Origin of the sequence: Nonomuraea sp. NPDC049684 (assembly GCF_044465345.1) — a bacterium.
Classification (GTDB): Bacteria; Actinomycetota; Actinomycetes; order Streptosporangiales; family Streptosporangiaceae; genus Nonomuraea.
Map to the genome: position 1 here is coordinate 787,228 of NZ_JBITLO010000002.1, position 22,335 is coordinate 809,562.

Sequence of the window (22,335 nt, forward strand, 5' to 3'; positions counted from 1 at the left end):
GCGTCAAACCCGGGTGGTGAGCCGGGCGTAGGCGGCGGGCGGCATGCCGACGGCGGCCGTGAAGTCGCGGGTCAGGTGGGCCTGGTCGGTGTAGCCCAGCTCGGCGGCGAGGGTGGCGAGCGTGGCGAAGTCGAGGCCCTGCTGCACGCGTTCGGCGGCCTCGTGCAGCCGGAAGCGGCGGATCACCCATTTGGGGCCGATGCCGACATAGTCCCGGAACAGCCGTTGCAGCGAGCGCACCGACCGGCCGGCTCGGGCGGCCAGTTCGTCGACCCTGGTCACGGTCACGTCGTGCTCGGCCAGCCCCACCAGGGCCGCGGCCTCCTCGGCCAGCGGGTCCGGCGCCGGCCCGAGCGCCAGCAGGAACGCCTCCACCAGCGCGATGGCGGCGTCCGGGCCGGGCTCGGCCAGCACGCCCTCGACCAGCGCAGGGCCGGCGGCCGGGAACATCTCGCCGATCTCCACGAACCGGCCGGTGAGCTCGGACACCGGGCCGCCGAGGAGCGTCCGGAAGCCGCCGGGGCGGAAGCGGGTGCCGAGCGCGCGGCCGGTGCCCCGCATCGTGTACGAGAACCCGCCGTCGATCACCCCCGCGATCCGGTGGAAGTCCTCGACGATCGTCATGTTCACGGTCGGGTGCGACAGGATGCGCTGCTCGTACGGATCGGCGAGGCCGGTCCAGGTGACGACCCAGAAATGGTCGACGTACGCCGCCAGCTCCGGCGACGGCGCCCGGCGCGCGAAGTCGAAGGCGGCCAGCCCCGCGTAGGGATCGACCCAGCCGCGCTGTCGCGTTTCTACAAGCCGCGCCCGAGGCAGGCGGGACATCATGTCTGCCATGGAAGACATGATGCCGCTGATGACGCGTGCCACCCACCGGACCGCCGGACTGGTGGCCGCGGTGCGGCCCGAGCAGTTCGGGTCCCCGACGCCGTGCGCGGAGTTCGACGTCAAGGCGCTGGTCGGCCACCTGGAGTGGGTGGCGGAGATGTTCGCGTCGCTGGCGCACGGCGGGGAGCGCACCGAGCAGGGCCCGTACGCGGGCGACTTCCCCGAGCGCGCCGAGCGCATGCTGGCCGCCTGGTCGCGGCCGCAGGCGTGGGAGGGCGCCTGCGCCGCGCTGGGCGGGCTGCCGATGACCATGGTGGCCCACATGTGGCTGGTCGACATGGTCGTGCACGGCTGGGACCTGGCCAGGGCCACCGGCCAGGCGTACGAGCCGGACGCCGAGGCCGTCGCCCGCGCGCTGGGGTTCACGGAGCAGTCGGTGGAGATGGGCCGGCAGAAGGGGGCGTTCGGGCCGCCGGTGGCGGTGCCGGACGACGCCCCGCCGTTCGACCGGCTGCTCGGCCTGATCGGCCGCGACCCGGCCTGGAAGCCCTGACCGGCGTACCCGATCAGGAAACGCCGGGTCAGCGGGCGGCGGGAACGGGCCGCACGCCCTCCCCGACGGGCACGGCCCGCCGCCGGGCGGCGAAGAGCGCCGCGGCGATGTACAGAACCTGCTCCGGGACGCGCTCCCACAGCGGCGTGGCCTCCCCGCCCGCGAAGGGCACCTCGGAGACCGCCGCGTAGACGTTCGCCGGGAGCAGGCCGACGAACAGCAGGGCCAGGCAGATCCCGGCCGCCCGGCGGGTGGCGGGCAGCACCAGCCCGATGGCCCCGGCCAGCTCCAGCACGCCGGTCAGGTAGACCATGGCGGCGGGGAACGGCACGAAGGGCGGCACCATGCGCACCAGGTCGCCGTGGTTCGGCATGAAGGTCACCCCTTCGGGGACGAAGTGCGCGCTTCCCGTCATGACCAACATGACGGCCAGCCCGTGCGCCGCGGACGCCTGCCACGTGCCGAACCGCCGCACGCCGAGCGCGCCCAGCAGCCGGAAGCCCAGCGTGGCCGCCAAGAGAACGATCACCGTCACCGGAGCACCCCATTAGATAGTACCGTTATCCGAACTTGGATAACGGTACTATCCAACACAGGCGAAGGCAAGCGCGGACGCCAAGAAGCCGTGCGGGTCAGGACGACCCGCACGGCTTCGCGCGCGTTGGGAAGGGGACGGCTAGATGCCGATGGCGGCCTCGGGCTGCATGAGGCGGCGGGCCGCCTCGGTGATCGAGCCCGACAGCGACGGGTAGACCGCGAACGAGTGGGCGACCTGGTCGACCGTCAGCCGCTGCTGGACGGCCAGCGACACGGCGAGGATCAGCTCCGAGGCGCGCGGGGCAACGACCACGCCGCCGAGCACGATGCCGGTGTGGGGGCGGCAGAACAGCTTGACGAAGCCGTCGTTGAAGCCCTGCATCTTGGCCCGCGCGTTGGTGGCCAGCGGCAGCTTGACCACGTTCGCGTCGATCTCGCCCGCCTCGATCGAGCGCTGCGCCACGCCGACGGCCGCGATCTCGGGGTCGGTGAAGATGTTGGAGGCCACCGTGGCCAGCCGCAGCGGCTGGACGGCCTCGCCCAGCGCGTGCCACACGGCGATGCGGCCCTGCATGGCGGCGACCGAGGCCAGCATGAGCACGCCGGTGCAGTCGCCGGCCGCGTAGACGCCGGGCGCGGAGGTGCGCGAGACCTTGTCGACCTTGACGAAGCCGTTGCGGTCGAGCTGCACGCCGGCCTCCTCCAGGCCGATGCCGCCGGTGTTGGGGACCATGCCGACCGTCATCAGCGCATGCGAGCCCTCGGCCGTGCGGCCGTCCTCCAGGGTCACCACCACGCCGTCGGCCGTGCGCTTGACGGAGGAGGCGCGCGAGCGGCCCATGACGTTCATGCCGCGCCGCCGGTAGACCTCTTCCAGGACCTCGGCGCCGTCGGCGTCCTCGTTGGGCATCATCCGGTCGCGGCTGGAGACCAGCGTGACCTCCGCGCCGAGCGAGCGGTAGGCGCCGGCGAACTCCGCGCCGGTCACGCCGGAGCCGACCACGATCAGGTGCTCGGGCAGCTCCTCCAGGTCGTAGAGCTGCCGCCAGGTGAGGATGCGCTCGCCGTCGGGCTCGGCCCCCGGCAGCACGCGCGGCGTCGCGCCGGTGGCCACGAGCACCACGTCGGCCCTGATCGTACGGTCGCCCGCGCGCACGACCTGCGGATCGACCAGCCGCCCCCGGGCCTTGATGATCTCGACGCCCTCGGCCTCGACCCGGGTCGCGATGTCGGCCGACTGGGCCTGGGCCAGCTCCTTGACCCGCTTGTTGACCAGCGGCAGGTCGACGCCCACCACGCCGGCGTCGCCGTCGGGGCCGCCCGAGAACGACACGCCGAGCGAGGGCGCGTCGAGAAGGGCCTGCTTGCGGACGGAGGTGGCGATCAGCGTCTTGGACGGCACGCAGTCGGTGAGCACGCAGGCCCCGCCCGGCCCGTCCTGCTCGACCATCGTGACCTGTGCGCCTAGTTGGGCGGCCACCAGCGCCGCTTCGTAGCCGCCCGGCCCGCCACCAATGATCACGATCCTCGTCACGTGTCCCATTCTCCCGCACGTGCCCCCGGAAGCCGCAACCGGCCCATGACGGGACCACGTTCCGGCGGACATGGGGGACACATGGGCCTTCCGTGCCCGGCTTGATGGACCGACACGCCGGGTCAGCGTGGCAGGATGGCGCGGTAGCTGGATGACGAGCGGCACCCGGCGAGAGGGGTGGATCGTGGCGTGGCTTTCGGATCAATCAGGGAAGCCGAATGATCTACGGCTTTACGGCTCCTACGGGATGAACATGGACCCCGAGCAGATGGCCATGCGCGCCCCGCACTCCCCGATCTGGGGTGTCGGCTGGCTGACGGGGTGGCGGCTGACCTTCGGGCGCACCGACAGCAAGTGGGAGAGCTCGCTCGCCACCATCGTGGAGGATCCCGACGAGCACGTCTTCGTCGTGCTCTACGACGTGCCCGAGTGGGAGGAGACCTCGCTCGACCAGTGGGAGGGCGCGGTCCGCGGGGCCTACCACAAGGTGCGGCTGCGGGTGCAGACCCTCGACGGCGAGGTCGTCGCCTGGTTCTACGTGCTCGACGGCTACGAGGGCGGCCTGCCCTCGGCCCGCTACCTGTGCAACCTGGCCGACGCGGCCGAGCGCGCGGGCGCCCCCGACGACTACGTCAAGGAGCTTCGGGAGCGCCCCTGCACCTCGGCGCCCTAGCGGAGCGGCTCGTCCTTGGTCTCGCGCAGCACGAAGACGTACACGAGCGTGGAGATCAGCGCCAGGGCGGACATGTACCACGGGAACATCCCCGGGTTGCCGGCCTTCTGCAGCGCGGTGCCGATCAGCGGCGCGGTGCCGCCGAAGATCGCCACGGTCAGCGAGTACGGGAACCCGGCCCCCGCCGCCCGCACCCGGGTCGGGAACAGCTCCGAGTTCACCGCGGCCGAGACCGAGGTGAAGCAGCCCAGGAACACCATGCCGATCATCTGCACGACGAGCAGGCTGGCGAAGGAGTCGGTGAGCAGGCCGAGCAGCGGCACCGGCAGGATCAGGAACCCGAGCCCGAACGCGATCAGCATCGGCTTGCGCCCGATCTTGTCCGACAGCAGGCCGAGCAGCGGCTGCAGCAGCATGAAGAACACCAGCGAGATCGTGCCGACCTGGAGCGACTCGGCCTTGTCGAACGAGACCGTGATCTGCGCGTAGGTGGGCAGGAAGCTGGTCCAGGTGTAGTAGGCGACGGTGCCCGCGATCGTGATGCCGACGATGGTGAGCGCGGACTTCGGGTGGTGCTTGAGGAACTCGAACATGCCCGGCCGCTTGACCTCGCCCCGCTGGATCTCCTCGGCGACCGCCGAGGTCTCGTCGGCGCCCTTGCGGATCCACAGGCCGACCAGGCTGAGCAGCGCGCCCACCAGGAACGGGATGCGCCAGCCGTAGGAGCTCATGTCCTCCTTGACCAGCGTCGAGGTGAGCACCGCGGCCAGGCCGGAGGCGATGAGCTGGCCGATGGTGGTGCTGACGTACTGGAAGGAGGAGAACAGGCCGCGGCGGCGCGGCGGGGCCGACTCGACGAGGAACGTGGTGGCGGCGGCGAACTCACCGCCCACCGACAGGCCCTGGATCAGCCGGGCCAGCGTCAGGATGACCGGCGACAGCAGGCCCACGGCCTCGTAGGTGGGGGTCAGGCCGAGCAGCAGCGAGCCGCCGCCCATCAGGATGATGGTGAAGGTCATCGCGGACTTGCGGCCGTACCGGTCGGCGAACGCGCCCACCAGCAGGCCGCCGAGGGGCCGCATGAAGAAGCCCACCGCGAACACCGCGAACGAGCTCAGCAGCGGCACCAGGCTGTTGCCGGAGCTGTCGGGGAAGATCTGCGCCGAGAAGACCGTGGCCAGGAACGTGTAGGCGTACCAGTCGTACCACTCGACCACGTTGCCGATGCTGGCCGCCATGAGCTGACGGACCCTGCTCTTCGGTATGCCGAGCGGCGATTGCGCGACGGGGGAGGTCGACACGGCATGTGCTCCTTTTGCTGACACCTGGAGTGATGGCTTACTGTGCATTCGGAAGACCGAAACAGTCAAATGTCTGGGCAATTATTTACAAACCCGACACGGAAGCGGTTGCAGGTGGACGTTCTCGACCGGCGGCTCGTGGCCGCGCTGCAGGTGAGCCCGCGCGCCTCGTGGGGCGAGATCGGCAGGGTGATCGGCGAGCACGAACGCACGGTCGCCCGCCGCCTCCAGCGGCTCATCTCCGACGGCGTCGTCCGCGTCACGGCGATCTACGACGACCTGCGCACCGGCCACGGCCGCCCGGCGCACCTGCACGTCCAGGTGCGGCCCGGCACGGCGGCCCAGGTGGCCAGATCGCTCACCGACCGGCGCGACACGCGGTCGGTCTACGCGCTGACCGGGGCCGCCGACCTGGCCTGCGAGCTGGTGCCGCCGTCCCGGCAGGACCTGCACACCATCCTGGCCCACGACATCAGCGAGATCGACGGCGTGCTCCAGACGCAGACCCAGGTCGTGCTGCACACGTTCACCACCGTGGCCGAGTGGCACGCGCCCTTCCTCACCGAGCGGGAGGTGGCCGAGCTGCGCCCCGCGCCGCCGCCCCCCGACCTGCCCGACGAGGACGGCCTGTCGCCGCTGGAGCAGGAGATCGCCGAGCTGCTGGCGGCCGACGGCCGGGCCGCCTTCACCACGATCGCCGAACGGCTCGACCTGTCCGTGCCGACCGCGCGCCGGCGGGTCGGCTCGCTCATCGACCGGCGGTTACTGCTGCCGCGCGCCGAGGTCGAGCCCGCGCTGCTCGGGCTGGAGGTCGAGGCCATGCTCTGGCTCAAGGTGCGGCCGTACGGGCTGGGCGAGACCGGCCGGCGCCTGGCCGAGCACCCCAACGTGCGTTACTGCGCCGCCACCTCGGGCACCCACTCCCTCATCGTGCAGGTGGCGGTGGCCCACGAGGCGGACCTCTATCGTTTCATGACCGACGTGCTCGGCCGGCTCGACGAGATCACCGACAGCGACCTCACCCTCATCACCCGCGCCTTCAAGCGCGGCCACCTGCACAAGTCCGGACTGCTCACCCTGGAGAAGACGCCATGACACCTGCCGAGAACGAAGTCGCCGACCTGTGCGTGGAGCTGATCCGCGTCGACAGCAGCAACTACGGGGACGGCAGCGGCCCCGGCGAGCGGGCCGCGGCCGAGGTCGTCATGGCCAGGCTGGACGAGGTCGGCATCGAGGCGACGTACGTCGAGAGCGAGCCGGGCCGCGGCAACGTGGTCACCCGCGTCGAGGGCACAGACCCGTCGCTGCCCGCGCTGCTCGTCCACGGCCACCTCGACGTGGTGCCCGCCAACGCCGCCGACTGGTCGGTCGACCCCTTCGCCGGCGAGGTCAAGGACGGCTACATCTGGGGCCGCGGCGCCGTGGACATGAAGGACATGGACGCGATGATGCTGGCCGTGCTGCGCCAGATGAAGCGCGAGGGACGCCGTCCACGCCGCGACATCGTCTTCGCCTGGGTCGCCGACGAGGAGGCCGGCGGCGTGTACGGCGCCAAGTACCTCACGGCCAACAACCGCGAGCTGTTCGAGGGCGTCACCGAGTCCATCAGCGAGGTCGGCGGCTACTCGCTGGAGGTCGACCCGTCGCTGCGGCTGTACCTGATCGAGACCGCCCAGAAGGGCCTGGCCTGGATGAAGCTGGTCGCCGACGGCACCGCAGGTCACGGCTCGATGCTCAACTCCGACAACGCGGTCACCGAGGTCGCCAAGGCCGTGGCCCGGCTCGGCGGGCACGAGTGGCCGCTCACCTACACGCCGACCGTGCGCCAGTTCCTCACCGAGGTCGCCGACGCCTTCGGCCTGCCGTTCGACGAGGACGACCCGGCCCCGCTGCTGGACAGGCTCGGCCCGCTGGTGCGGTTCGTCGGCGCGACGCTGCGCCACACCACCAACCCGACCCAGCTCGACGCCGGCTACAAGTCGAACGTCATCCCCGGCCAGGCCACCGCCGTCGTGGACGGGCGCTTCCTGCCCGGCTTCGAGGAGGAGTTCTTCAAGACCGTCGACTCGCTGATCGGGCCGAACGTGCGCCGCGAGTTCGTGCACCACGACATCGCGCTGGAGACGACGTTCGACGGCGCGCTGGTCGAGTCGATGATCGCGGCGCTGAAGGCCGAGGACCCGACCGCGCGGGCGGTGCCGTACTGCATGTCGGGCGGCACCGACAACAAGACCTTCTTCGCCGACCTCGGCGTGCGCGGGTTCGGGTTCGTGCCGCTGCGGCTGCCCGGCGACATGGACTTCGCCTCGATGTTCCACGGCGTGGACGAGCGGGTGCCGGTGGACGCGCTGCAGTTCGGGGTGCGGGTTCTGGACAGGCTGCTCCTAAACTACTGAGATGTGAGCAACGACGCATACACCCTGGCCGTAGAGGCCGCCGCCGCCCTGACCGGCGCGGCCGGCCTCGACACCTTCGACGTGGCCCTCGTCATGGGGTCGGGGTGGGTCCCCGCCGCCGACGCGATCGGGCAGACCGTGGCCGAGATCCCGTTCACCGATCTGCCCGGCTTCCGCGCCCCCGCCGTGGCCGGGCACGGCGGCAAGATCCGCGTCGTGCGCACACCGTCCGGGCGGCACGCGCTGGTCTTCCTCGGCCGCACGCACCTGTACGAGGGCCTCGGCGTCGACGCGGTCGTCCACGGCGTGCGCACGGCGGCCGCGGCGGGCGTGCGCACGGTCGTGCTGACCAACGCGGCGGGCGGCCTGCGGCCGGAGACCCAGAACGTCGGCGACCCGGTGCTGATCAGCGACCACATCAACCTGACCGGCGCCAACCCGATCACCGGCACCACCTTCATCGACCTCACCGAGGTCTACTCGCGCCGCCTGCGCGCCCTGGTCCGCGAGATCGACCCGACCCTGGCCGACGGCGTCTACGTGGCCTTCCGCGGCCCGACGTACGAGACGCCGGCGGAGATCCGGATGCTGCGCACGCTCGGCGGCGACCTGGTGGGCATGTCCACCGTGCTGGAGGCCATCGCCGCCCGCGAGGCGAACCTGGAGGTGCTCGGCGTCTCCCTGGTCACCAACCCGGGGGCGGGCCTGTCCGGCGAGCCGCTCAACCATGAGGAGGTCCTGGAGGTGGGCCGCGCCACGGCCGCCCGCATGGGCGTGCTGCTGTCCAAGGTGGTGGACCGCCTGTGACCGCCGGCGACGACCGGGTCCCGCCGGAGGCCGAGGGGGACGTGCCGCTCCCGCCCGTGGACGCCGACCTGCTGCGCCGCGCCCGCCAGTGGCTGGCCCAGGACCCCGACCCCGACACCCGGGCCGAGCTGTCCGACCTCCTGGAGGACGACGACCTGCCCGCCCTTCGCGAGCGCTTCCAGGCCAAGCTGGAGTTCGGCACCGCCGGCCTGCGCGGCGAGCTGGGCGCGGGCCCCAACCGGATGAACCGGGTCACCGTCATGCGCGCAGCCGCCGGTCTGGCCGGCGTGCTCGGCGCCGGCAAGCACGTCGTGATCGGCTACGACGCCCGGCACAAGTCCGACGTGTTCGCCAGGGACACCGCCGCCGTCCTGACCGGCGCGGGGCTGCACGTGTCGTTGCTGCCGCGCCCGCTGCCCACGCCGGTGCTGGCCTTCGCCGTACGCCATCTCGGGGCCGACGCGGGCGTGACGGTCACCGCCAGCCACAACCCGCCCAGGGACAACGGCTACAAGGTCTACTGGGGTGACGGCTCGCAGATCGTGCCGCCGGTCGACCGGGAGATCTCGGCCGCCATCGACGCGGTGGGTCGGGTCGACCAGCTCCCCCTCGACGGTCCCGGCACCCTCACCGAGCTGGGCGAGGACATCGTCGACGACTACATCGACGCGGTGACCGCCCTGCCGCTGGGCGAGGCGCGCGAGCTGCGGGTGGCGTACACGCCGCTGCACGGGGTGGGCTCGGGGACGCTGACGGGGGCCTTCCTCGCGGCGGGCTTCGAGACGCCGATGGCCGTGGAGGAGCAGCGCAACCCCGACCCCGACTTCCCGACGGTGGCCTTCCCCAACCCGGAGGAGCCGGGGGCGATGGACCTGGCGGTCGCGCTGGCCGCCAAGCTCGGCTCCGACCTGGTGCTCGCCAACGACCCCGACGCCGACCGGTGCGCGGTCGGCGTGCCGCTGCCCGACGGCACGTGCCGCATGCTGACCGGCGACGAGGTCGGCGGCCTGCTGGCCGAGCACGTGATCACGCACACCACCGGCGACCGGCTGGTGGCCACCACGATCGTCTCCTCGACCCTGCTGAGCAAGATCGCGCAGGCCCACGGCGTGCGCTACGGCGAGACGCTGACCGGGTTCAAGTGGATCGTCAAGGCGGGCGAGGGCCTGGTCTTCGGCTACGAGGAGGCCATCGGCTACTGCGTCGGCTCCGACGCCGGCCTGCCGGTCCACGACAAGGACGGCATCGGCGCGGCCCTGACCGTGGCCGCCGTCGCCGCCGCCGCCAAGCGCGCCGGCCGCACGCTGCTGGACCTGCTCGACGACCAGGCCGTCCGGTACGGCCTGCACGCGACGTCCCAGCTCAGCTTCCGGGTCGCCGACCTGTCGCTGATCTCCGGCGCGATGGACCGCCTGCGCGCCGCCCCGCCCGCCTCGCTGGGCGACCACACGGTCGAGGCCGTGGACGACCTGAGCCGCGGCGACGGCGGCCTGCCCCCGACCGAGGGCCTGCGCTTCCACCTGTCGGACGGCGGCCGCGTCGTGGTCCGCCCGTCGGGCACCGAGCCCAAGCTGAAGTGCTATCTGGAGGTCGTGGTGCCGGTGACCGGCGAGGTGGCGCAGGCCCGCGCGTCCGCCGCCCGCGACCTCGACGCCCTCAAGGCCGACCTGACCGCCTGCCTGGGCCTGTAAGACCGGTGGGCCCGCGCCGCGGGCCCACCGCCCGGTCACATGTCGGCGCCCGCCGAGAACATGATCGGCCGGACCTCGATCGCCAGGCCCTCGATCTGGCTGTCGGGGATCATCCCGGCCAGCTCGATCGCGCGCTCGCGGCTCTCGCAGTCGACGATGTAGTAGCCGCCCATGTACTCCTTGGCCTCCAGGAAGGGGCCGTCGGTCACGGCCGGCAGGCCGTTGCGGGTGCGGACGACGGCGCTGGTGGACGGGTCGCCGAGCGCCTGCGTGCCGATCATCTCGCCCGACTCCTGGATCGTCTTCATGAACGCGCCGTGGCCGCTCATGATCAGCTCGCGCTGCTCCTCGGTCAGGGTGTCCATGACCTGCTGGTTCACCTGCATGATCAACAGAAACTTCATCGTCTCTCCTCGTGGTCGGGCGAGTCCCGTCGTGCTGGGGTCGGAGCCGGCGCGTCCTTCTCGACATGCCCCGCGAAACTTTTCCGGAAAGCACGTCGAGCGCGCGAGCCGGGCTCCGACCTCCTGGTGAAACCGACGACACCAGGAGGCTGCCGACATGCCGCATCTCACCGAGACCGCCGCCGAGCCCAGGGCCGGGCGGCGCGAATGGGCCGGGCTGGCGGTGCTCGCCCTGCCCACCCTGCTCGTCGCGGTCGACATCAACGCGCTGTTCCTGGCGCTGCCCCGGCTGAGCGTGGAGCTGGGGGCGAGCGCCGTCCAGCAGTTGTGGATCATCGACATCTACGGGTTCATGGTCGCCGGGCTGGTGATCACGATGGGCGGCCTCGGCGACCGCATCGGCCGCCGCCGGCTCCTGCTGATCGGCGCGGCGGCCTTCGGCGTCGCCTCCCTCGTGGCGGCGTACGCGGTCAGCCCCGCCATGCTGATCGCCGCCCGTACAGTGCTGGGCGTCGCCGGCGCCACGCTCATGCCCTCCACGCTCGCGCTCATCACCAACATGTTCCGCGACGCCCGGCAGCGCGGCACGGCCATCGCCGCCTGGGCCACCTGCCAGTTCGCCGGGGCCGCGCTCGGGCCGGTCGTCGGCGGGCTGCTGCTGGAGCACTTCTGGTGGGGGTCGGTGTTCCTGATGGCCGTCCCCGTGATCGCGGTGCTGCTCGTGGGCGGCGTGCTGCTGCTGCCGGAGTTCCGCGACCCGGACGGCGGCCGCATGGACCTGGCCAGCGTCGCGCTGTCGATGCTGGCGATCCTGCCGGTGGTCTGGGGCGTCAAGGAGCTGGCCGCCTCGTCGGCGTCGGCCGGGCCCGGCGCGCCGCTGGCGGCCGTCGTGGTCGGTCTCGCGTTCGGGGCGGCGTTCGTACGGCGGCAGCTCACGCTCGACGCTCCCCTGCTCAACCTGCGCCTGTTCGCCCAGCGTCCGCTCACCCTGATCCTGACCGCGCTCGTGCTGGCGGGCATCGCCATGGCGGGCACCGGGCTCCTGGTCACCCAGTACCTGCAGTCGGTGCTGGGATACACCCCGGCGCAGTCGGCGCTGTGGTTCGCGCCCATGGGGCTCGGCGTCGCGCTGGGGACCACGCTGACCCCGGCCCTCACCCGCCGCGTCGCTCCGCGCGCCGCCGTCATGGGCGGCCTGGCGCTGTCGGCCGCCGGGGCGGCGCTGCTCACGCAGGCCGAGGCCGGGCTGCCGGTGGTGATCACCGCGATCACCGTGCTGGCGCTGGGCACCGGCCCGCTGTTCGCCCTGGGCACGGGGATCGTGGTCGGCTCGGTGCCGCCGGAGAAGGCCGGGTCGGCGGCCTCGCTGGCCGAGTCGGGCAACTTCCTCGGCGGGACGCTCGGCCTGGCCCTGCTCGGCACGGTCGCCGCGGCCGTCTACCACCACGCCCTGCCCGCGCACGTGCCGGACGCGGCCAGGGAGACCCTGGCGGGCGCGGCGGCGGTGGCCGGGACGCTCGCCCCGGCCCAGGCCGCCGAACTGCTGGCGGCCAGTCACGCCGCGTTCTTCAGCGGGATCGTGGCGATCGGCCTGGCGGGCGCGGCCCTGTTCGTGCTGGCCGCGCTGCTGACCTCGCTGCTGCCCCGCGCGAACGCGGCGTGACGGCCGGCTCAGGCCAGGCGGAACTGCAGGTCGATGTCCCAGTTGTTCAGGTCGGGCTCGATCCGCGGGTCCGTCTGGTAGAGCTCCAGGCGGCAGCCCCAGTGCTCGGTGCCGTCCTTCTCGGTCATGTCCCAGGTCAGGCCCTGCTCGGCGGCCCACGTCAGCACCGACTCGATGACGCCGGAGAGCTGGTCGGGGTGGCCGTGGTGGGACTCGGTGACGAAGCGGCACGCGGGCAGCGTGCCCGCGTGGAACTCGCCCCCGCCCTCCGCCGGGTCGGTGACGGGCGCCGTGACGGGCACGCCCGCCTCCACCACCAGCCGGTCCGCCGGCAGGTCGATGCTGTGGTACCGGAAGAACGGGGCTCCGGCCATCGTGTGCCCGCGCTCGGCGAGCCAGCCGATCATCTCGGCGATCCGGTCTCCGACGAGGCCGAAGCTGGTCATCGTGATGGTCTTGGTGATCCCGAGGTAAGGACGCTCGGGAAGTTCGACGATCTGTGGCATGTGTCTGTCCTCCTTCACCTGTCAGTACGGAGCGGCTGCCCGAAACTCATCGGCAGGCCGGAGAACGGCACGAGCCGGGGATCGAGAAAGGTGGTCATGCCGGTGACGACCCCGCCGCCGATCTCCAGGACTACCAGGGCGAACGCCTGCCCGTCCCGGTACTGGGCGAAGGCGGGCGCGCCGTTCGCCCAGGCCGGCAGCAGGCGGGTGCCCTCGCAGGGCGCTCCGGCGGCCAGCAGGACCGTCCTGGCCGCCTCCCGGCCGCGCAGCCACCACGCGAACGGCGGCATCGACATCGTCGCGTCCTCGTGCAGCAAGGAGACCAGGGCGTCCACGTCGTACCGCTCGAAGGCGGAGACGTAGCGGTCGAGCAGCCTGCCGTCGACCTCGGCGTCCTCCGGGGCGACCGCGGGGAGCCGGGCGCGGGCCCGCTGCAACGCGCTGTTCACCGACGCGACGCTCACCCCCAGCAGCCCCGCCACCTCGGCGGCCTGCCACTTCAGCACGTCGCGCAGGATGAGCACGGCCCGCTGCCGCGGCGGCAGCCGTTGCAGCGCGGCCACGAACGCCAGCCGCACGCTCTCCCTGGCCACCGCCAGCTCCGCCGGGTCGGCCGGCAGCACGCGCCCGTCGGGCACCGGCCACACCCAGGCGTCGCCGGGCAGCGGATCGCCGAGCGGGTCGCCGGGACGCGCCGCCGGCCCGAGGTCCATCGCCCGCGCCCGCCGCTGCGGCCCGCGCAGCATGTCCAGGCAGACGGACGTGGCGAGCCGGAACAACCACGGGCGCAACGGCCCCCGCCCGGGCTCGTACGTGCGCCACGCCCTGACGAACGTCTCCTGCACCGCGTCCTCGGCCTCGAAGCCGGAGCCGAGCATCCGGTAGCAGTAGCCGGTCAGCTCGACCCGATGGTGTTCCAGCTCGGTCGCCTCCACTAGACCGGGGCCACCTCGATCTGCAGCTCGTGCACCCATTCCGCGCGGTCCTCCGGGCAGTGCAGCGACACCTCTCTCGCCAGGGCGAGCGAGCGGTAGCCGTTCTCCTCGATCCAGTGGGCCAGGGCCTGGAAGGTCGGCCCGACGGCCTCCATCGGGCCGTGGTGGATGATCGTGGCCGCCGTGCCGATCGCGGGCAGGTCCCTGATCTCGAAGTCGTGGCGGGGGTCGGGGTCCACGTTGACCGGCACGCAGGCGTGGACCATGACCGAGCCGTCGTCCTCCTGGCGGTAGTAGGCCAGGCCGGGGCCGACCACCCGGACGTCGGCCCGCTCCACGCGGGCGCAGATCTCCTCGAACAGCGGCCCGATCACCGGGCCGACGTCCTCGCCCTCGTAGCTGGCCGCCCTGGCGCCGAGCTGCGCGACCCGGACCGGGCCGACCTTCTTCAGCACGACTTCCGCGGTTCTCATGTGCCCCTCCGTCTCGATGCTGCGGAGTCTCGCCTCGACGCCGCGCAGCCTGGCCAGGTCGTCGCTGATCCGGGCCTCCAGCTGGGCGCGGCGCAGCCGTACCATGCCGTGCAGCTCCTCGGTGCTGACCTTCTCGTCCAGGATCGTGCGGACCTGTTCCAGCGTGAAGCCGAGGTCCTTGATGGCGACGATCCGGTTGAGCCTGGCCAGTTGGGCGGCCTGGTAGGACCGGTAACCGGTGACCGGGTCCACGTGCGCGGGGCGCAGCAGGCCGATGGCGTCGTAGTGGCGGAGCATGCGTACGGACACGAGCCCCAGCCGAGCGAAATCTCCGATGCTGAACATGTCGGGTCCAGAAGTAGGGGCTCACACGGTGTCAGAGTCAACCTATGGCGATTTCTAGGGACATGGGGTATTTTCCGACGTACAAGCAACCGAACGTTCGTTAGGTCACCATGGACGTGGACGCACTGCTCCGGATCAGGACGGCCGCGGTGCGGCTCTTCGCCCAGCAGGGTTACGCCGCCACCGGCATCAGAGACCTGGCCAGGGCGGTGAACCTGACCAACGCCGGCGTCTACCACCACGTCCACAGCAAGGAAGCCCTGCTGGCCGACCTCATGCGGACCGGCCTGCAAGGGCTGATCGACTCCACCGCCCGCGTCCTGGACGGGGCCACGCGTCCCGCCGACCGCCTCGCCCTGCTGATCACCTCGCTCACCGCCCTGCACGCGCTCACCCCCCTGACCAGCCGCGTCATGGACGGCGAGCTCCGCTCCCTGACCCCGGGCTCGCCCGCGCACACCGAGGTCATCGCCCTGCGCGACGCCTACGAGAGCCATTGGAAGAGCGCCCTGGCCGACGGCGTCGCCGAAGGCGTCTTCCACGTCGCCGACCAGAGGCTGACCCGCCTCGCCCTCATGTCCATGTGCACCGGCACCAGCGAGTGGTACCGCCCCGACGGGGACTCGACGCTGGAGCAGGTGTGCGCGGAGTTCGTCACGATCGGCCTGGCCGCCGTACGCGCCGCCGGCCCGGTCGTGGCGCCCCTCGATCGACGCCTGCTGCCCGTCTTCCCGTGGGAGCCGCCGGATGCACACCACGATCCCCGACCTGCTGAGGCACGCCGCTAGCACGTACGGCGAGCGCGAGTTCCTCCGTTTCCCCGCTTCCTCACCCGCCCTCCCGGCGGCCTCGCTGAGCTTCGCCGAGGCCGACGCCGTCTCCGACCGCCTGGCCCGCGCGCTGGCCGGCCAGGGGGTGCGCCCCGGCGACCGGGTGGCCGTCATGCTGGACAACGAGCCGTGGTGGCCGTTGAGCTGGTTCGCCGTGCTGAAGGCGGGGGCGGTCACCGTCCCCGTGAACGTGCGGTACCAGGCCGCCGACCTGGAGCACGTCCTGCGCGACTCCGGCGCGGTCGCCACCCTGACCGGCGCGGAACACGCCGCGCGCGTGCCGGGCGTGGTACACCTCGTGGACGAGCTGACGGACGGCCCACCTCTCGACATATCCCTCAGCGCGGACAATGTCGCCAATTTTCAGTACACGTCGGGGACGACGGGGTTCCCCAAAGCCTGCCTGCTCACCCACGACTACTGGCTCAGGACCGCCCGCGTCGTCGCCGACCTCGTACGCCTGCGCGACGACGACGTCCTGCTGATCGCCCAGGCGTACTCGTACATGGACCCGCAGTGGACCACCCTGGTCTGCCTGCTCGGCGGCATCCCGCAGGTGGTGCTCCCCCGCTTCTCCGCCTCGGGCTTCTGGCCCGCCGTCCGGGAGCACGGCGCGACCCTCACGTACGTGCTGGGCACCATGCCCCTGCTCATGCACAAGCAGCCGCCGAGCCCCCTCGACCGCGACAACCGGATGCGGCTCGTGCTCTGCTCGGGCATCGCTCCCGGCCTGCACCGCGCGTTCGAGGAGCGCTGGGGCGCGCCCTGGCGCGAGCTGTACGGCTCCACCGAGAGCGGCTGCGACCTGATGGCCGCCCCGGACGCCCACGACACCGTCGGCACCGGCGCGCTCGGCACGCCGCCGCCCGGCAAGGAGGTCCGGCTCGACGAGGAGACGGGCGAGATCCTGGTCCGCGGCACGCCCATGATGACCGGCTACTGGAACCACCCCGAGGCCACCGCGCACGCCTTCCGCGGCGGCTGGTACCACACCGGCGACCTCGGCGTCCGCGACGCGCGAGGCCGCATCCGGCACGCCGGGCGGCTGAAGGACATGGTCCGCAGGGGCGGTGAGAACATCTCGTGCGCCGAGGTCGAGAGCGTGCTCGCCGGGCATCCCGCGGTCCTGTCCGCGGCCCTGGTGCCCATCCCCGACGACCTCTTCGGCGAGCTGCCCAAGGCGTTCCTCCAGCTCCGCCCCGGGCACGCCGCCGACGCCCGCACGGCCGCCGCCGTCATCGCCCACGCCAGGGAACGCCTGGCCCGCTTCAAGGTGCCGGCGTACGTGGAGTTCGTGGAGTCGTTCACGCTCACCCCGTCGGCCCGCATCGAGAAGCGCCACCTGCTCCGCCCCGGCCGCGACCAGCGCGCCGCCCCCGCCATCCCCACGGAGGACCCGGCATGATCGACGTGACCGTACGCGACGAGGTGGCCCTGATCACCCTCGCCCGCCCCGAGAAGCTGAACGCCCTGACCGCCGGCATGCGCAAGGAGCTGGCCGCGGCCGTCCGCGCGCACGGCCGCACCGCCAGGGGCATCGTGGTGACCGGCGCCGGCCGGGCGTTCTCGGCGGGCGAGGACATCGCCGAGGCGGCGGGCAAGCCGCTGGAGGCGGAGGTCGAGTCGTTCCACGACATGACCAGGGCCGTGCTGGAGACCCGGGTGCCGGTGGTCGCCGCGGTCAACGGCCTGGCCGTCGGCGGCGCCGCCGAGTGGACCCTCTGCTTCGACGCCCGCGTCGGCGCCCCGGCCGCCGAGTACTTCTTCCCCGAGAACCACCTCGGCCTGTCGATCTCGAACGCCGCCAGCCATCTGCTGCTCCGGCTGGCCGGCGGCCGGGCGCTGCGGCTGGTGCTGGACTCGGCCCGGCTGAGCGCCGCCGACGCGCTGGCGGCCGGTCTGCTGGACGAGCTCGTGCCCGCCGGGGAACTGGTGGAGACGGCGATCGCGCGGGTGCGCCACTGGACCCGTCCGGGCGCCGCCACCGCCGTGCACCTGGGGCTGCTGCGCCCGTCGCCGGCCGAGGTCGAACGCGCCTTCGAGGCCGAGACCGTGGCCGCCCGTCAGGTGGAGCAGTCCGGCTTGGCCCAGGCAGGCATGACCCGCTTCCTGACCCGCCGAACCCCCTGACCTGCCGCCCCCGCTGCCCCGCCGAACCCCTGACCAGCCGCACCCGCTGAGTCCCCGAGCCCCAGATCCGCCGCCCCCGCCCCGCCGGGCCCTCTGCGTCCGGCCGGGGGGCGGTCAGGCGATGACGATGGCGGCCACGATCAGGGCGACCGCGACCACGAGGACGGCGATCGAGTCGTAGGACCAGGTGACCTTGACCGGGCCCGCCGGTTCCGAGCGGCGGTGGGCTGCCTCGGCGCGGTCGCGGATCTGGTCGCCCACGAAGTCGGCGTGGGTCTTGCCGGTGAACGCCTCGGCGGCGGCCTGCTCGGCCTTGCTGACCGTGGCCTCGACCCGGAACCGGCCGCCCCGCTGGGGCTTGGGCACGCCGCGCCGCTGCGCCCTGGACCGCTCTCTGGCGCTGCTCATGGGCGTCCACAACCGCAGCACCTGCTCGTCGGCGCCCTCGCCGCCGTAACGGACGGCGATGGAGTGGGTGACCGTCACCTCGCCCACGGACGCCCACGGCAGGAACGTCGTGCGCAGCGGGTTGCGGGCCAGCAGCCCCTCCTCGCCGACCACGGTGGCGGGCCGGACGGCGATCGCGTAGACGAGCGCCGTCATCGCCCCGAGCACGGCCAGCGCCACCATGGACGGCTTGCCGTTGTAGTGGGCCGTCAGGTCCCAGACGTTGAACGCCACGAAGACCAGCCAGGCGCAGCCCAGCACGAACCCGGTCTTGGACCGGTAGGTGTGCTTCACGGCTGCCACTTGATCTGCGCGAACCCCGGCTTGATCACGCCGTTGATCAGCGCCAGCCGCTCGTCGAACGGGAGGAAGGCCGACTTCATCGCGTTGACCGTGAACCACTGGAGGTCGTCCCAGCCGTAGCCGAACGCCTCGGCCAGCTTGGCGAACTCCAGGGACACGCTCGTCGAGCTCATCAGCCGGTTGTCGGTGTTGACGGTGACCCGGAAGTGCAGCCTGCGCAGCAGCCCGATGGGGTGCTCGGCGATCGAGTCGGCGGCCCCGGTCTGGAGGTTGGACGTGGGGCACATCTCCAGCGGGATGCGCTTGTCGCGCACGTACGCCGCCAGCCGCCCCAGCTTGGCCGACCCGTCGCCGGCCACGGTGATGTCGTCGATGATCCGGACGCCGTGGCCCAGCCGGTCGGCGCCGCACCACTGGATGGCCTGCCAGATCGACGGCAGCCCGAACGCCTCGCCGGCGTGGATCGTGAAGTGCGCGTTCTCCCGCTGGAGGTATTCGAAGGCGTCGAGGTGCCGGGTGGGCGGGTAGCCCGCCTCGGCCCCGGCGATGTCGAACCCCACGACGCCGACGTCGCGGTAGCGCACGGCCAGCTCGGCGATCTCCATCGAGCGGGCCATGTGGCGCATCGCGGTCAGCAGCGTGCCGACCCGGATGCCGCGCCCCTGCGAGCCCAGCGTGAACCCTTCGAGCACCGCCTCCACCACCTGGTCGAGGCTCAGCCCCATGGTGGTGTGCTGCTCGGGCGCGAAGCGCACCTCGGCGTAGACCACGCCGTCGTCGGCGAGGTCGCGGGCGCACTCGGCGGCCACCCGGACCAGGGATTCGCGGGTCTGCATGACCGCGACCGTGTGGTCGAAGGTCTCCAGGTAGCGCTCCAGCGACCCGGAGTCGGCGGCCTCCTCGAACCACAGGCGCAGATTGTCGGGGTCGGTGGAGGGCAGCCGCCCGTAGTCGATCTCCCGTGCCAGCTCGACGATCGTCTCGGCGCGCAGCCCGCCGTCGAGGTGATCGTGCAGCAACACCTTGGGAGCCTGCCGGATCTTGTCAAGCGTGGGGCTCATCTGGCCATGATATGAGCACACTCCTCCGCCGCCGCACACGTCGCGCCCGCCTGTGGACAACCCTTCCGGCGCACCCGCGAGCGGCGCCCCGTCAGTCGCGGCCGGCGCTCTCCGGCGTGAAGGCGGGCAGGCACACGGCGACGTACTCGGCGCCGTCGGGGCCCACGCTGTAGCGCACCTTCTCCCCCGGCGAGGTGACCACCGACTGGCCCGCGCCGACCTCGACCGTGCCGCCGTCGTGCTCGACCAGCAGGCTGCCGCGCAGGACCACGGTGTACTCGGTGAACGACGGGGTCTGGGCGGGCTCGGCCCAGCCGGGCGGGGCGGTCATGTGGGCGATCGAGACCTGCTCGTCGCCGCTGTTGACGCGCCCCACGTGCTCGTCGATGATCTTGCCGCCGGGGACGGGGATGCGGGTCGGGCCCTCGATCTTTCTCACCACGGGCTTCAGTGTGCCACGTCGAGCACCAGCCGGCTCGGCGCGGACTGCTCCTTCACCCGGAAGCCGGCCCGGCGGGCGAGCGCCAGGCCGACGCCCACGCGCCCCTCGAAGTCGCCGGTCCTGACGACGTGGGAGACGTTCCTGAGGCCGGCCCGGTAGACGGGCCCGCCCTTCCAGGTGGGGTAGCCGTCGTCGTCGTGCGCGTTGGCGGGGAAGAGGGTGAGCTGCAGGTACGCGCCGCCGTGGACGCCCATGGGCTCGCCGGAGCCGTCCTGGAGGAACTCGTCCACCCATTTCACCTTGTATCCGGGGATGTCGCCCTTGAGGTCGATCACCACCCGGTCGTAGCCGTCGTGGGTCGCGTACCGGACGCCGGTCACCACGGCCGGGTCGAGGCCGTCGCGCTCGACGTCCACCTCGGCGGTGCTGGTGGGGACGTCCGAGGGGGCGCTGCGGGGCGTGGAAGTGCCGGGACCGGTGTCCGCCGGGGTGTCCAGCCGGGCGGACTGCGAGGAGGTGCCGCACGCGGTCAGCACGGCGAGGCAGGCGAGCGGGACGGCGAGGCGAAGACGCGACGACCGGTCGCCGGCCGGGGATGACGGGCGCATGCCCGGTAGATGCCCAGCCCACGGGCCTGCAAGCGGCCTGGCGGCGGATCGGCCCGGGTTTCCCGGGCACTTCCGCGCAGCCGGGACTGCCTCTACGCTGATCAACCTCCAAGGAGTCATACAAGTGAGCAAATCCCACGACTTATCGGCTTTTCTGGCGTCTTATGGGCCCTCTTTCGCTCGGACGGCCTACCTGCTGACGGGCGACGCGGACCAGGCCCGCGAGCTGGCCACCGCTGCCCTCGTCGCGTCCTGCCGCCGGTGGTCCGCGATCCGCTACCACCGCCCGTCCGACGCGGTGCTGCGCGAGCTGTACGGACGGTTCCTGGGCGCGACGGGCGCGCCCTGGCCGATCCCGGAGGGCCATGTGCTCGCCGGGCTCGCCCCGCGGACCCGCGCGGCCGTCGTCGTCACCTTCCACGACGGACTGAGCCTGCCGCACGCGGCCCAGGTCACGGGCCTGTGGGTCGGCACGCTGGACGACGAGCTGCGACGGGCCCGCACCCAGCTCCGAGCCACCCACCCGACCCTGTTCGACAACCCCCTGGACCTGCCGGAGGACCCCGCGACCCCGTCCGAGGACGGCGACCGGCCGGGAAACGGCGCGACGTCCGCCTCCCCCTGGACGCTCGGCCCCGCTCCCGGGCCCGCCGCCCCGGCGGCGGGCGCCCAGGACGCCGCCCCCGGGGATCCGGCCCTGCGGGCCGCCCTGCTCGGCCTGGCCGCCGGGATGCCGCCCGCCGACCTCGCCGAGACCGTCCTGCGCCGGGTCACGGCGCGGCGCAGGATCCGGGCGTCGGCGTGGACGGTCGCCTCCCTCGGCCTGGTCGCCGCCGTGGTCGCCACGATCGCCGCGGGACTGTCCGCGCTGGCCGACCGCATGGACGAGGCGACGGCCCGCTCCCCCTTCGACCCCGGGACGCGGGCCCCCGGCCAGGAGATCCGCGCCCCGCTGCCCGCCGCGCTCCCCGACCCGGTCCGCTTCGCCTTCCCGGGCTACTGCCGCGACGCCGACGCCGACGTACGCGACCCGCAGCCGTGCGGCCAGTGGGTGCTCACGACCCGCTCGGGCGCGGAATGGCGGCTGCCGAAGGCGCGGGCCGGCTACGACCCGGCCACCGGCGCGTCCATGCCGCTGGCACTCAGCCAGGACGGTCACCGGCTCGCCTACCAGAACCCGCAGGGCCGTTACCTGGTCCACGACCTGCCCACGGGCGTGGTCAAGCGCATCGACGCCACGGCCGGGGACGGCGAGGCGCACATCAGCTCCTCCCCGGACGGCCGCTACTTCGCGCTGTCCTTCGGCGACGCCGACGACAGCGCGGTGCTCGACTTCCGCACGGGCACGACCCGCACGGTACGCGGCGCGGACGTCGAGATCCTGGCCGTCCACGACGACGGCACGCGGGTGGTCGCCGAGCGCCGGGACACCACCGCCGTCCCGGGCCACGCCTCCGTCAGCACGCTCAGGCTGGACGGCGCGGGCGCCCGCGCGAAGGGCTTCCGGATCGACCCCGCCCTCATCGAGCACGGCGCCGCGCTCGCCCCCGACGGCCGCTCCCTGGCCCTGGTGACGGCCGACGACCGGCTGGTCACCATGGACGCCCGCACCGGCCGCGTCAGCGGCCCCCGCCCCCGCCTGGACGTCGACGGCCTCGAAGTGATCAGGGTGGAGCGCTGGCTGAGCCGCGACAAGGTCCTCGTGCGCCTGTGGGACGAGGAGGACGTCTACCTGGTCCAGGTGGACGTGCGCACCGGCGAGAGCGCCGACCTCGGCGACTCGGCGACGGAGTGGATCGACTACTCCGACCCGATCGGCGCCCTGGAGAACTGAGGAAGAGGGCCCCGCCCCCGGCGGAACCCTC

At 72.7% G+C, this 22,335-nt stretch carries 23 protein-coding genes; 11 read left to right on the forward strand and 12 right to left on the reverse strand.

Features of this window, described 5'->3' with window-relative positions; all coding sequences use genetic code 11:
- Nucleotides 1-3: 3 nt before the first annotated feature.
- Nucleotides 4-840 carry a DUF6597 domain-containing transcriptional factor gene (locus ACIBST_RS09380; protein ID WP_397170451.1) on the reverse strand — a complete coding sequence of 279 codons (837 nt, stop codon included), beginning with the start codon at nt 838-840 and terminating at the stop codon, nt 4-6.
- On the opposite strand from ACIBST_RS09380, the gene ACIBST_RS09385 reads away from it, so the two are divergent.
- Nucleotides 839-1,384 (forward strand): TIGR03086 family metal-binding protein, encoded by a 546-nt coding sequence (locus tag ACIBST_RS09385; protein WP_397170453.1) that lies wholly within the window; start codon nt 839-841, stop codon nt 1,382-1,384. The genes ACIBST_RS09380 and ACIBST_RS09385 overlap by 2 nt on opposite strands.
- A gap of 28 nt (nt 1,385-1,412) precedes the next feature.
- On the opposite strand, the gene ACIBST_RS09390 is transcribed toward ACIBST_RS09385, so the two are convergent.
- Together ACIBST_RS09390 and ACIBST_RS09395 are read right to left on the reverse strand one after the other, a co-directional pair.
- Nucleotides 1,413-1,913: a hypothetical protein gene (locus ACIBST_RS09390; protein WP_397170454.1), complete on the reverse strand. Its 501-nt coding sequence runs from the start codon at nt 1,911-1,913 to the stop codon at nt 1,413-1,415.
- A 147-nt stretch (nt 1,914-2,060) separates the two neighbouring features.
- Nucleotides 2,061-3,455, reverse strand: a complete 1,395-nt coding sequence (locus ACIBST_RS09395) for an NAD(P)H-quinone dehydrogenase (protein ID WP_352325471.1) — start codon at nt 3,453-3,455, stop codon at nt 2,061-2,063.
- Nucleotides 3,456-3,708: 253 nt separating this feature from the next.
- Between ACIBST_RS09395 and ACIBST_RS09400 the strand changes: the two genes are divergently transcribed.
- Nucleotides 3,709-4,128: a gamma-glutamylcyclotransferase gene (locus ACIBST_RS09400; protein ID WP_352325470.1), complete on the forward strand. Its 420-nt coding sequence runs from the start codon at nt 3,709-3,711 to the stop codon at nt 4,126-4,128.
- Here the strand turns inward: ACIBST_RS09400 and ACIBST_RS09405 are convergent.
- Nucleotides 4,125-5,429: an MFS transporter gene (locus ACIBST_RS09405; protein WP_397170455.1), complete on the reverse strand. Its 1,305-nt coding sequence runs from the start codon at nt 5,427-5,429 to the stop codon at nt 4,125-4,127. The genes ACIBST_RS09400 and ACIBST_RS09405 overlap by 4 nt on opposite strands.
- A gap of 114 nt (nt 5,430-5,543) precedes the next feature.
- Between ACIBST_RS09405 and ACIBST_RS09410 the strand changes: the two genes are divergently transcribed.
- The 4 genes from ACIBST_RS09410 to ACIBST_RS09425 are packed head-to-tail and all read left to right on the forward strand — an operon-like array spanning nt 5,544 to nt 10,323.
- Nucleotides 5,544-6,524, forward strand: coding sequence for an Lrp/AsnC family transcriptional regulator (locus tag ACIBST_RS09410; RefSeq protein WP_397170457.1), 981 nt, complete (start codon nt 5,544-5,546; stop codon nt 6,522-6,524).
- Entirely contained in the window at nt 6,521-7,825 is a 1,305-nt protein-coding gene (locus tag ACIBST_RS09415; protein ID WP_397170458.1) for a M20/M25/M40 family metallo-hydrolase, read from the forward strand. Before ACIBST_RS09410 ends, ACIBST_RS09415 begins: the two co-directional genes overlap by 4 nt.
- Nucleotides 7,826-7,828: 3 nt before the next feature.
- Nucleotides 7,829-8,632 carry a purine-nucleoside phosphorylase gene (locus ACIBST_RS09420; RefSeq protein ID WP_397170460.1) on the forward strand — a complete coding sequence of 268 codons (804 nt, stop codon included), beginning with the start codon at nt 7,829-7,831 and terminating at the stop codon, nt 8,630-8,632.
- Nucleotides 8,633-8,688: 56 nt separating this feature from the next.
- Nucleotides 8,689-10,323 (forward strand): phospho-sugar mutase, encoded by a 1,635-nt coding sequence (locus ACIBST_RS09425; RefSeq protein ID WP_397170723.1) that lies wholly within the window; start codon nt 8,689-8,691, stop codon nt 10,321-10,323.
- A 35-nt stretch (nt 10,324-10,358) separates the two neighbouring features.
- Here ACIBST_RS09425 and ACIBST_RS09430 read toward each other — a convergent pair whose 3' ends face one another.
- The gene (locus tag ACIBST_RS09430) at nt 10,359-10,727 is read right to left on the reverse strand and encodes a YciI family protein (protein ID WP_397170461.1); all 369 of its coding nucleotides are present in this window, start codon (nt 10,725-10,727) and stop codon (nt 10,359-10,361) included.
- Nucleotides 10,728-10,884: 157 nt separating this feature from the next.
- Between ACIBST_RS09430 and ACIBST_RS09435 the strand changes: the two genes are divergently transcribed.
- Nucleotides 10,885-12,390 (forward strand): MFS transporter, encoded by a 1,506-nt coding sequence (locus tag ACIBST_RS09435; protein WP_397170463.1) that lies wholly within the window; start codon nt 10,885-10,887, stop codon nt 12,388-12,390.
- A gap of 8 nt (nt 12,391-12,398) precedes the next feature.
- On the opposite strand, the gene ACIBST_RS09440 is transcribed toward ACIBST_RS09435, so the two are convergent.
- The 3 genes from ACIBST_RS09440 to ACIBST_RS09450 are packed head-to-tail and all read right to left on the reverse strand — an operon-like array spanning nt 12,399 to nt 14,649.
- Complete coding sequence (locus tag ACIBST_RS09440) at nt 12,399-12,896, reverse strand: GyrI-like domain-containing protein (protein ID WP_397170464.1); 498 nt, start codon at nt 12,894-12,896, stop codon at nt 12,399-12,401.
- A gap of 14 nt (nt 12,897-12,910) precedes the next feature.
- Entirely contained in the window at nt 12,911-13,870 is a 960-nt protein-coding gene (locus ACIBST_RS09445; protein WP_397170465.1) for a sigma-70 family RNA polymerase sigma factor, read from the reverse strand.
- Nucleotides 13,831-14,649, reverse strand: a complete 819-nt coding sequence (locus ACIBST_RS09450) for a MerR family transcriptional regulator (RefSeq protein ID WP_397170467.1) — start codon at nt 14,647-14,649, stop codon at nt 13,831-13,833. Before ACIBST_RS09450 ends, ACIBST_RS09445 begins: the two co-directional genes overlap by 40 nt.
- Before the next feature lie 116 nt (nt 14,650-14,765).
- Here ACIBST_RS09450 and ACIBST_RS09455 point away from each other — a divergent pair, with 116 nt between their 5' ends.
- The 3 genes from ACIBST_RS09455 to ACIBST_RS09465 are packed head-to-tail and all read left to right on the forward strand — an operon-like array spanning nt 14,766 to nt 17,609.
- A complete protein-coding gene (locus ACIBST_RS09455) occupies nt 14,766-15,437 on the forward strand; it encodes a TetR/AcrR family transcriptional regulator (protein WP_397170468.1) in 672 nt (223 codons plus the stop codon).
- Nucleotides 15,397-16,884, forward strand: a complete 1,488-nt coding sequence (locus tag ACIBST_RS09460; protein ID WP_397170470.1) for an AMP-binding protein — start codon at nt 15,397-15,399, stop codon at nt 16,882-16,884. The genes ACIBST_RS09455 and ACIBST_RS09460 overlap by 41 nt, the downstream gene beginning before the upstream one ends.
- Nucleotides 16,881-17,609, forward strand: a complete 729-nt coding sequence (locus ACIBST_RS09465) for an enoyl-CoA hydratase/isomerase family protein (RefSeq protein ID WP_397170471.1) — start codon at nt 16,881-16,883, stop codon at nt 17,607-17,609. Before ACIBST_RS09460 ends, ACIBST_RS09465 begins: the two co-directional genes overlap by 4 nt.
- 114 nt (nt 17,610-17,723) lie before the next feature.
- Here ACIBST_RS09465 and ACIBST_RS09470 read toward each other — a convergent pair whose 3' ends face one another.
- The 4 genes from ACIBST_RS09470 to ACIBST_RS09485 form a co-directional block, all read right to left on the reverse strand.
- Complete coding sequence (locus ACIBST_RS09470) at nt 17,724-18,350, reverse strand: PH domain-containing protein (protein WP_397170473.1); 627 nt, start codon at nt 18,348-18,350, stop codon at nt 17,724-17,726.
- On the reverse strand, nt 18,347-19,420 hold the full coding sequence (locus tag ACIBST_RS09475; protein WP_397170474.1) for an adenosine deaminase: 1,074 nt from the start codon (nt 19,418-19,420) through the stop codon (nt 18,347-18,349). The genes ACIBST_RS09470 and ACIBST_RS09475 overlap by 4 nt, the downstream gene beginning before the upstream one ends.
- Before the next feature lie 91 nt (nt 19,421-19,511).
- The gene (locus ACIBST_RS09480; protein WP_352324870.1) at nt 19,512-19,862 is read right to left on the reverse strand and encodes a cupin domain-containing protein; all 351 of its coding nucleotides are present in this window, start codon (nt 19,860-19,862) and stop codon (nt 19,512-19,514) included.
- Nucleotides 19,863-19,867: 5 nt separating this feature from the next.
- The gene (locus ACIBST_RS09485; RefSeq protein WP_397170476.1) at nt 19,868-20,470 is read right to left on the reverse strand and encodes a hypothetical protein; all 603 of its coding nucleotides are present in this window, start codon (nt 20,468-20,470) and stop codon (nt 19,868-19,870) included.
- A gap of 124 nt (nt 20,471-20,594) precedes the next feature.
- Here ACIBST_RS09485 and ACIBST_RS09490 point away from each other — a divergent pair, with 124 nt between their 5' ends.
- On the forward strand, nt 20,595-22,304 hold the full coding sequence (locus tag ACIBST_RS09490) for a hypothetical protein (protein WP_397170478.1): 1,710 nt from the start codon (nt 20,595-20,597) through the stop codon (nt 22,302-22,304).
- Nucleotides 22,305-22,335: the final 31 nt, after the last annotated feature.